This is a genomic window from Pseudoalteromonas sp. S2721 (genome assembly GCF_005887425.1).
Taxonomy (GTDB): Bacteria; Pseudomonadota; Gammaproteobacteria; order Enterobacterales; family Alteromonadaceae; genus Pseudoalteromonas; species Pseudoalteromonas simplex.
This window is the reverse complement of the sequence record NZ_PNCZ01000027.1, coordinates 95075-105478: the sequence shown is the minus strand read 5'-3', so window position 1 is coordinate 105478 and position 10404 is coordinate 95075. Positions and strand designations below refer to the sequence as shown.

Annotated in this window: 6 protein-coding genes; 2 read left to right on the top strand and 4 right to left on the bottom strand. The window is 38.3% G+C overall.

What is annotated here, in order from left to right:
- A partial coding sequence (locus CWC02_RS11505) for a CHRD domain-containing protein (RefSeq protein WP_138618365.1) occupies positions 1–444 on the top strand: 444 nt, incomplete at its 5' end.
- A gap of 53 nt (positions 445–497) precedes the next feature.
- Here the strand turns inward: CWC02_RS11505 and CWC02_RS11500 are convergent.
- From CWC02_RS11500 to CWC02_RS11490, 3 genes are all read right to left on the bottom strand, one after another.
- Positions 498–983 (bottom strand): DUF6436 domain-containing protein, encoded by a 486-nt coding sequence (locus tag CWC02_RS11500; protein ID WP_138618363.1) that lies wholly within the window; start codon positions 981–983, stop codon positions 498–500.
- A 13-nt stretch (positions 984–996) separates the two neighbouring features.
- The gene (locus CWC02_RS11495) at positions 997–2463 is read right to left on the bottom strand and encodes a methyl-accepting chemotaxis protein (RefSeq protein WP_138618361.1); all 1467 of its coding nucleotides are present in this window, start codon (positions 2461–2463) and stop codon (positions 997–999) included.
- Between the two features lie 76 nt (positions 2464–2539).
- Positions 2540–3094 (bottom strand): isochorismatase family protein, encoded by a 555-nt coding sequence (locus CWC02_RS11490; RefSeq protein ID WP_138618359.1) that lies wholly within the window; start codon positions 3092–3094, stop codon positions 2540–2542.
- A 168-nt stretch (positions 3095–3262) separates the two neighbouring features.
- Here CWC02_RS11490 and CWC02_RS11485 point away from each other — a divergent pair, with 168 nt between their 5' ends.
- On the top strand, positions 3263–7798 hold the full coding sequence (locus tag CWC02_RS11485; RefSeq protein ID WP_249364102.1) for an EAL domain-containing protein: 4536 nt from the start codon (positions 3263–3265) through the stop codon (positions 7796–7798).
- Here CWC02_RS11485 and CWC02_RS11480 read toward each other — a convergent pair.
- Positions 7770–10043: a response regulator gene (locus CWC02_RS11480; RefSeq protein WP_249364103.1), complete on the bottom strand. Its 2274-nt coding sequence runs from the start codon at positions 10041–10043 to the stop codon at positions 7770–7772. The genes CWC02_RS11485 and CWC02_RS11480 overlap by 29 nt on opposite strands.
- Between the last annotated feature and the right edge of the window lie 361 nt (positions 10044–10404).

Below are 10404 nucleotides of genomic sequence, written 5' to 3'. Positions count from 1 at the left end.
GTACTTGCATCAGGTGGTCATTACGTTAATGTGCATACTCCTGCTAACCCAAGTGGCGAACTTCGCGGTCAAATCCTTACCGACAACTACGTGTTTGTCACCTTTCCGCTAAGTGGTGAACAAGAAGTACCTGCGGTCACAACGGATGCGTCTGGCGATGGTTATGCGCTAGTGAATACCAATGATTACAGTGTTGAGTTGCAAGTGCTTACATCAGGTGTAAGCGATGCAACTGCTGCCCATATTCATACAGGCGTAGCAGGTGAAAATGGCCCTGTGTTAGCTCCACTTTTACAAGACAGTGATGATATGAATCGCTGGATGAGTAGCACAGGCTTAATGATAGACGCCGATATCTTTTCAGTTTTAGTTTCAGGCGGTCATTATGTAAACATTCATACCCCTGCAAACCCAAGCGGTGAGATACGAGGCCAAATTCAATAATTTTATAGAGTCAGAGGCCAATATTTTTGGCCTCTTTTACTTACCTTTCAAGCTCAATTAATTTCACAATAACATCCCTCGGCGTCTGAATTAATAAATTGGCTATTAAAACCCGCTCGTAAGTTTGCAATTACTAACTCAACAAAGCCATTCTGACTTGAACACGCGAGTCCTTTTGATAATGGCCCTGCATACACAAGCTGTTGATTTTCAGAAACAAGTACTGCGGCAGGTTGAGCGGGTAATATTGCAGCAACCGCAGATGTTGGTTTAAGTTTTATTACTTCAATACCTTGCTCTGCTGCATAGCTGCTAAGGCTTGTTATGTGCGGTTGTGAGCGCTCTGAGCATACACAGGTATTTTCATCAATAATGTACAAGGTATCTGTATGGGTGATGCCAAGTCCCATACTTTGTTGAAATCTAGTCAGCCAGTTAGCTGTTGCCAGCTTTTTATCTGGATCAAAGGTGCTTGCTTGTTGAGAATAAGCAAATACCAAGGCTAATGCCACAGAGGCAACCCAAAGTAGAGTTGCCATTATCAGCCATTTGCTATTTGAATTTAGCAATACCTTGCTCCAGTACATCGATACTCACATCAATTAACTGTACGCGATCGGTGAGTTTTTCAATCATCAGGTTGTCGTTGGCTTGATTAGCAATTAAGGCTTGTGAATTATCGGCAATAGCACGCGTATTACCCGCTTGATTTTGCACTACATGTGCAACCGATTGTGAGCTACTTGCAGCAACATTCACCTGCTCTGTCATCTCGGTAATTTGCAGTTTCATCTGCGAACTAATGGCCGACAACTGCTCTATAAGCGCAACACTACCCTGCATCGACTTGGTTGATGAGGCGCTGTTTTGCATCAAGCTTTCAAGCGTATTGGTTATTTTATCTGTGGTGTTTTTACTACGCGTTGCCAAGTTTCTCACTTCATCAGCCACTACCGCAAAGCCGCGGCCTTGTTCACCAGCACGTGCAGCTTCAATTGCAGCGTTAAGCGCAAGTAAATTCGTTTGCTCAGCAATTGACGAAATCTCATTAAGTAATTCTGAGATATGCGAACATGCACTCACCAGTTGGCTAATGTTTTGATCAGCCTCTTGAAGGTTATTAGCAAGCTCAGCTGTTTTGCTATCGGTATTCGCCACTTCATTGAGTGCCTCTGTAGCACTTAAATGGAGCTGTTCAAATTGTGTTTGCAGTTCATTACTTTCTTGTTCCACATGAGCAAAGCCTTCGGCGACTCGTTCACCTGACTGCGCGATATCTGCAGATAACTGCTCACGATGAAGTGCTTGCTCATGTAACTCGTCGTGTACTTCAAGCAATTGTTTAGACTGATTTTTTAAAACACTACTTTGGCTTTGAACATCACCGATCACACTTGACACAAAACCCAGTAAGCGGTTAAAGCCCGCCACGGCTTCACTGTGGGAGTCGTCTGCTCTTAAACTAATATTAATGCTGTTTTCGTCAGCCATTATTTGCTCAGTCGTTGTACTTAACGATAAGCCAGAACTACGTTCACGATGTAAGGTTTTAGCAATGTAACCCGCTACAATTGCTTCAACAATGGCATACACGGCATGAATAAGTACGGTGCTAAAATATAATCTGTCTGGGTCAAAAACGTATAAGCCTACTTCGTTAATCTGTAAAAAGTAAAAGCTCAAATGGTGAACGGCCACAAAAGCAAGTGCAGTTATAAACACGCGCCATTCAACAAACATGATCAATACGGCCATTAAAATGAAAATTTCAAAATGTACTTCAATAAGGCCGTAGCTTTGTTGGATGTGTAAAAACGAAAACATCATGCAACCGGCAGCTACAACATGAGCCGTTAATTTGCTCGTTGGGTATTGATGAAGCATCCAAAGTGGTAAAGACAGCAATAATAAACCAGTTACTACACCCGTTATCAAGGTCGAGTAGATAAAGCCTAAAACCAAAGACTCAACAAACAATAAAAGGAACAAATAAGTAAAAAGGCGGCGCACACTCGTCATAGATAAAGCCTTAATGATTAAATACTTTACAAGAATACAATTAATCGAGCCAATACGGTTCGAACCGCATCGTGGTTCACTTTATTAATTGCAATAATGCTCTAAATTGATTGGTCCCTGCTTTTTCTAGCCATTGAAATATCACACTTTCTGTACATGTAATAATAGCACCTGCAGCCAATAACTGCTTAATTGCTAACTCTTTGTGTTTTTCATTACGTGAGGCAATGGCATCTTCAACCACAAACACCTGATAGCCATTGGCAATTAAGTCTAAACAGGTTTGCAGTACACACACATGCGACTCTGTACCCGTCACCACTATTTGCTTACGATTAAAGCCAGCTAATTGGTGGTTAAATTGAATCTCTTGGCATGCGCTAAAATGTATTTTGTGATAGCAATTATTACCATTTATGAAGGGTAAAAGCTGTTCACTACTTTTACCTAACTTGGTTGGGTTTTGTTCAGTAAATAAATACGGAATGTCTAAAGCTTTAGCTGCATTTATCAACTTTTCGGTATAATTAACAGCTTGGCCAAAGTTGCTTATGACAGGCTCAAGCCCTGCTTGAAGGTCAATAATTAATAACAAGGCATGATTCTTTTGACTTATAAATGAATGACGCATAACTTTCCCTTAGGTTGCCTATTGGCTATTTATAGCACAGCTAACACTATGTTGTACCTTAATTAAACATTTACTAATTTATCTTTTCAGCTGACTCAATAACATTCATAATTGTGCTATATTTTGTTAAAAATTATATGCAAATAATAATTTAGGGTTAATCAGTCGGTGCCTAAACTTTTTCTTTTGATTTTCAATTTGCTGTTCTTCACACTCACCTTTTCAGTGAATGCACAAAACTATGCTTTGCAAATGCAGCGGATCTCTACAGATGAAGGGTTAACCCAAGGTAGTGTAACTAAAATCGTGCAAGATGATTTAGGCTTTATTTGGGTTGGCACTTATCAAGGATTAAATAGATATGACGGCTATCAAGTAGCCGCTTTTGCTGGCGAATATATGCTTGATCAACGACAGATCACTTTTATGACTAAAACCAGTGATGGCAAGATTTTTGTGAGTACTGAGTTTTCAGGTGCTTACTTCATAAACCCAAAAACACTCAGTGTCGAAAAAGTCTATTCAGGAAAACTAACCCCTGAAGATGTTTATTTTTCCCCTATTCTTGCACTCGAAGAAGATGACAGTCATTTCTTTTTCGCAATCAATCAGCACCTTTATTCTTACCATAAGCAAACCAAAAAGTTTTTGCATGAGTTTTCAATCGATAAGCAAGATGACTTTATTCGTGCTTTAGCTCTGCATGATAATTTTTTATACATTGGAACAACCGCAGGACTTTTTTCAAAAAACTTAGTGGATGATCATGTTTCTCGTATTGAGCTTGCTGATGAAAATAAATTAAATAACGATAATAAAAACGCAAAATTTTTGCATCTGGATCCTCAATTAGGTCTGTTAGTTGGTACAGTCGAAGGAATGTACAACATTCCATTTAATGCAGATAAACTTCTCGCAGTAGATAAAACCAAACTATTGGTTCCTGAATTAAATATTTGGGATTTCGCATCTAGTAAATTTGGTGAGTATATTGTCACTGAAAAAGGCTTATTCGAATTTAATAGGGAAACTCTATCCGCCGAATTTATTTTGAGCTATGAGCAAAGTAAATTTTTAATGACCGACAATACAATTGTCGACGTGATGATTGATAAAACAGGATTGCTATGGCTTGCATCTCGTTCGCAGGGAGTTTTTACATGGTCCACCTTAGCAAGGCGTTTTAAGCATATCGAATCAACGTCTACTTCTGGTAATGTCAACAATAGTGTTTGGGCGGTATTGCAAGACAGCGAAAACATTATTTGGATCGGCACCGAAAATGGCATGCTGAAGTATAACCAATTAACAAACTCCATCAGCCCTTACCTAGTTAATGAAGATATAAAAGCCTTTCATGGAGAACATGCTGTATATGGCATTGCACAGGCAGAAATAGAACCATCTGAACGCTTTCTGTGGCTTATGAAGTACAGAGGCTTAGCGCTCTTTGATAAGATCAGCGGTGATTTAGTGCCTTTAAAAGGCACTAAAGAAGTGATTAATATATTAGAAAATGAGCCTAGTTGGGGCTTTCATGCTTTAGGCTCAGATCAATTTGCATTTATTACTCAAGAAAATTTTTATCGCTACAATGGTAAAACAGGTGAATTACGAACTATTAAGGGACTAAAAGAACAAGTCGATATTATCAATGCGCACTCTTTTTTAAAGCCACTCTCGAGTCACCCTAACGACTATTTGTTAAGTATGTCTGGCCATTTGTATCGTTATAATGAGCAAACTGAAAAGTTGACACTTGTTTATCAAGTCGAAAACTTCAATCCACTCACATTTTCTGTGATTGATGATTGGGTTATTGACCACAATGATACACTTTGGCTGGCTTCATCTAACGAAGGGTTAATTGCTGTTGACTCTCACTCCTACGCTGTTAAACATCGCTTAGGCACTCAATCTGGTCTCAATGCAAAATCAGTGTATGGCTTACAAATCGACCGCTTTGGTTTTTTATGGGCTAGTTCGCAAAATGGCCTGTATAGAATTGATTTAAGTTCAAGAAGTGTCAATTCGTATTTTATCCGTGATGGCCTTTCAGCTAATGAGTTTAATGTTGATGCCGATGCAACGCTAGACAATGGCCAAATTGGCTTTGGTTCGACAAGGGGCTTATTGTTAATCGCACCTGAAGACTTTTTAACTTCACCAACAGAATTAGATGCGATAAATACTGAAATTACTCATGTTTCTTTGCTCTCTCGCGAGCTGAACTATCATCCATACAAATATATCAATAACCCTCTTCAAATGACTGCTGAAGACATCGGTCTTGAGGTTAGCTTTTCTAACTTTGATACTATCAATAAGGATAAAACAACTTATAAAGTAACTTTAGAGGGACCAACGTCATTAAATTACGACAAATTAACCACTAACAAAGTATTTTTTACCAAGCTACCTCCCGGACAATATATCTTGTCTGTTGCTTCTAACTCCGAGAGCTCCAAAGTCAGTTCAGCAACAAGACAATTACAGTTTAATATTGCCTATGCACCTTGGTCTTCACCAGTTGCTATAACAGGTTATGTGCTGCTCATTTTTGCCATACTCTTTTTCTTTTTTTGGCAGTACAGAGCACGTCAACAAGTACTGAATAAAGCGCATGCTGATGTTGTTAAATCGCAACAACAAACTGAATTAGCACTGAGCAGTAACAAAAGTGGGGTATGGGAAGCCAATTTAAGCCAGCAAACGCTTTTAAATAATCGCTTTGTGACAGAGCTGGGTTACCACAAGAGTAACGAGAGTTTAGCCCTCATTGAGTTCCTTGATTTTATTCATCCAGCAGACCGTAGTGCCTACTTAAACCATTGGAATGCCTTTGCAAAACAATCAAATCAAGAACAATGGAATATCACCTACCGTTTAAATCATCAAAATGGTAAGTGGTTATGGTATCAGGACATTGGCCGTGTCGTCGAAGTTGATGAAGCAAATAAGCCAATAAAAGTAACAGGTATCTATACCAACATTACCGAACAAAGAGCAAATGCACTACAAGCAAGTGTGCTCGGTGAAGCTTTCAGCCAGATAAATGACTGGCTTTTAATTTTAGACAGCCAGTTAAAACCATTTTCAGCAAATACAAGCTTCAGTGATACATTTGCTATTACAGGCAATATAACTGATCTAACAATTAAGGACTTTGTTCGCACAATAGGTAGGGCTCAGTTCTTAAGATACATCAATGTGTTAAAAACATTAAAACCAAAACAAAACTGGAAAACAGAAGCTTATATACACACTCAAAAAAATCCATCCCACCCTGTTCATATCAGTGTTACTGCAGTTGCGAAAGATAATCAAGCGATTAGTCATTATGTGATTGTAATTTCAGATCTTACAGAACAAAAGCGTGCTGAAGATGAGTTACGTTATTTAGCGAATTACGATCCATTAACGGGCTTACCAAATCGTTCATTAATGCATTCAAAAATCAATAATTGTATAAATCATTCTAAAAAGCATAACAAGTTAGCAGCCTTGTTATTTATTGATTTAGATAAATTTAAGCCAGTGAATGACTCTTTTGGCCATGCTGTTGGTGACCAATTGCTGTGCAATATTACGCAACGTGTAAGTTTACTTTTACCTAATAATGCAACGGTTGGTAGACAAAGTGGCGATGAGTTTTTAGTGTTAGTCAAAGATCTTCATTCGCCTCAAACGTTGAGCGAATTAGTTAAGCAACTTACACAAGAATTAGCAAATAAAGTCATTATTGACGATTTTTCTATCAATATTTCAGCCAGTATTGGGGTTGCACTCTATCCTTTTGATGCTAAAACAGCTGATGAGTTAATACGCAATTCTGATATTGCCATGATGCATGCCAAACAATCTGGGCGAAACAATTTCAAATACTTTACCGAGCAGATGAATAACCAGCTCACTAAAAAGTTATTACTCGAAAATGCGTTAAAAGATGCCTTTAAAGATGATGAGCTTTTTAATAATTATCAGCCAATTGTTAATGCTAAAACGAAGCAAATTAATGGTGTTGAATTATTAATGCGCTGGAAGACAGAACAAGGTTTTATTTCACCTGCTGAGTTTATCCCTATTGCAGAAGAAATTGGTTTAATCGATGTACTTACAGAACAGGCTTTAAATCGAGCTTTAACAGAATTGCAGCCAATTTTAAGATCAAACCCTCGTTTTTACCTTTCTTTAAATGTATCGCCAACGCACATATTAAAGGCGAACTTAACCGAAAGACTCTTGTTGATCCTGAATAATTTTCGCATTAAGCCTGCGCAATTGCGCTTAGAGATTACTGAAAACACATTACTAGAAGACAAAGATAAAGCCTCAAAGCAGCTACGAAAGTTAAAAAATGCGGGTTTTAAACTATTACTTGATGACTTTGGTACCGGATATTCTTCACTGACTTACCTCAGTCAGTTTCCAATTGACGTCATTAAAATAGACCAAAGTTTTGTGCGCAATATTGGGCATGATCGAAGTAACGAATCAATTATCAAAACAATCCATGCGTTATCCGCTAATTTAGGCCTTTATTGTATTGCCGAAGGCGTTGAAACTATTGAGCAAATTAAATTTTTACAACACATGGGCTGTGATGACTTTCAAGGTTACTACTTTGCAAAACCTATGCTTTCTGAAGACCTACTTGCAGAACAAAACTTGCAATCTATTGTTGCTCGTTTAAAAGAGCTTTAAGCCATTTGTTTAAACACGCATATAATTGGTCTTTATTAATTGGCTTTGAGATAAAATCATCCATGCCAGCAACAAGGCAACGCTGCTGATCCTCTTCAAATGCATTCGCAGTGATGGCAATGATTATAGCCTGACCATACAAGTGCGGGTTCTGTTTTATTTCTTTTGTACATTGATAGCCATCCATATTTGGCATTTGGCAGTCCATAAGGATAATATCAGCTTGATAACTCTGCAGTATCTCAAGTGCTTCAAGGCCGTCATTTGCTTGTTTGAGATTACACTGAGTGGAACGCAGCATCTTTTTCAATACAATTTGATTAACAGGGTTATCTTCAACTAGTAAGATATTCAAACCTGCTAATTGGGGCGTCGCAGTACTTTGGTTATCCACTGAGGCTGAATTACTAATAATTACAGGCATCGTGATGGTGAACTCACTACCAACGCCTTCTTGACTTGTTAGCTTAAGCTCCCCTGCCATTAACTCAATAATTCGCTTACTAATGGTTAGCCCAAGTCCCGTTCCGCCATATTTACGTGTGGTAGAAATGTCGGCTTGAGTAAACTCGGTAAACAGTTTTGCCTGCTGCTCACTTGAAATCCCGATGCCTGTATCACGAATGCTGATCTGCATTCGGTCATTAACCATAGTACAGCTCATGGTAATGTCGCCCGACTCTGTGAACTTGCCGGCATTACTCAAGATATTATTTATAACTTGGCTAAACCTTAAAGGATCTAAACTGATACAACTTGGTACAGAGTCACTAATGTTAAGCTTAAATGTCACCCCTTTTTTTACGCTTGTACTACTAAACACCTTGGCAATTTGTTCAAGTAACTTAGTTATTTCAACTGCACGATACTCTAACTTTAAAGCACCCGCCTCTATTTTGGAGAAATCTAAAATATCATTTAAAATCAGCAGTAAGTTATTCGCACTTTGATGGATCATCACTAATTCTTCGTGTTCTTCTTCTGCTAAATCTTTATTATCTAGTAACAGCTGAGTCATCCCTAAAATACCATTTAGCGGAGTTCGAATTTCGTGACTCATATTAGCCAAAAACTGAGATTTAGTGCGGTTAGCATTATTTGCAGCCCTTACTGCTTCAACCAACTCATTGGTTTTATCATCAACCTGTTTTTCTAGTTGTGCATTAAAGTCTTTCAGTCTTACGTTTAGTAATTCATTTTCGTGGTTCGCTTGATGTAGACGATTGAAGCTCATTGCGAGCTTATTCGCAAGGCTCGAAAATTGTGATTGCAAGCGGCTCACTTCTAACCAAGTTTGCGGTAAATACGTGTCAGTATCAGCATTTTCTGGCTCAAATTTATCAATTTGTTCAGCAAGTTTGCGTATCGGTGTTGTAAGCCAACGACTTAGTTGAGTGATAAAAACGCTTGTTAGTAAAATAATAAAAATGATCATAACCAATGATTGTCCCCATGCATTTACAGCGACATCATTCGCATGTTTTCGGTTTAGCATGGTCATAACCATCCAATTATGGTCAGCTAAGCGCGCTTGCTTAGCATAATATTGCTGCTCATTTTGTGCATCAAATATGATAAAACGCTCTTCATTCGCAAATGAATCAATCTCTTCATTGCTTAGTTGTTGCATCTCTTTAAAATCATCGATGGTGCTAAACACAACTTTATTAGCCGCATCGAGTATTAGTAAATCACCTTGATGACTAAATAAACTTGGACGTAAACTAGCAAAGTAATCAAACATCAGCGAGCCTTCGACCACGCCAGTAAACGTATCCTCAATATAAATAGGCGCTGAAACCGCAACAATGGGCAGAGAACCAAAACCACGCCCTTTAAAAATAGTCGAGATATAACCCTGCTTATTGGACGGTGCATGAATAAAGTAATCACGATCTGAAACATTTGCGCGAATGTTTGACTGCTGCAAACTTACAGCTAATGATTGGGGGTAAAAATGAGTAACATCTGCAAAAGCATCAGTGATGATTTGAGTTCTAAAATCTGGGTACAGATTAGCCATATTCTCAAGTGCAACCTGTTTGGGTAGCCCATGAGCAATACTTTTTGCGGTTAGAACCACTCCTTTTTTATGGTGCTCTAAATGCGAATCGATAACTCGCGCTATTTCATTCGCTTTTTCATTAAGTTGAGCGTTAACCTCATACTCTATGCGAGCATAGTGATTGTTAGTTAAAACAATTGAAGTGAGTATTACCACTAAAATGACTAACAAGCTAACCACGTAATTAAGTATTTTATCCAATGAGGAATAATATTTGTGCCAAGAGTATCGACTAAAGAAAAAGCTTAATAAATCTATTACAGACAAGTAAATAACTGCATTTAAACAGTACTTAGCCAATGCTATCAACAGAGTGAGTGTGGGTAATGCTAAAAAATAGTGCCCAAATACCCAAAGAATGGGTGAACCTATAACAAACCAAAAAAGCATCCCTCTTAAAAAGACAGGACGCGCCTTAGACAGGCAATATAATTGTAAAAATACAAGCTCTAAGGCAAAAACAATGGATGGCCAAGCATGGCCCCAGCGATAGAATATGAAGCCAGTACTAATGATAAAGGTGATAATTGCATAGCGCCAA

Bases quoted from the DNA above. Each gene is read 5' to 3' on its own strand.
- CWC02_RS11495 (WP_138618361.1), bottom strand. From the start codon at position 2,463: ATGACGAGTGTGCGCCGCCTTTTTACTTATTTGTTCCTTTTATTGTTT.
- CWC02_RS11490 (WP_138618359.1), bottom strand. From the start codon at position 3,094: ATGCGTCATTCATTTATAAGTCAAAAGAATCATGCCTTGTTATTAATT.
- CWC02_RS11500 (WP_138618363.1), bottom strand. From the start codon at position 983: ATGGCAACTCTACTTTGGGTTGCCTCTGTGGCATTAGCCTTGGTATTT.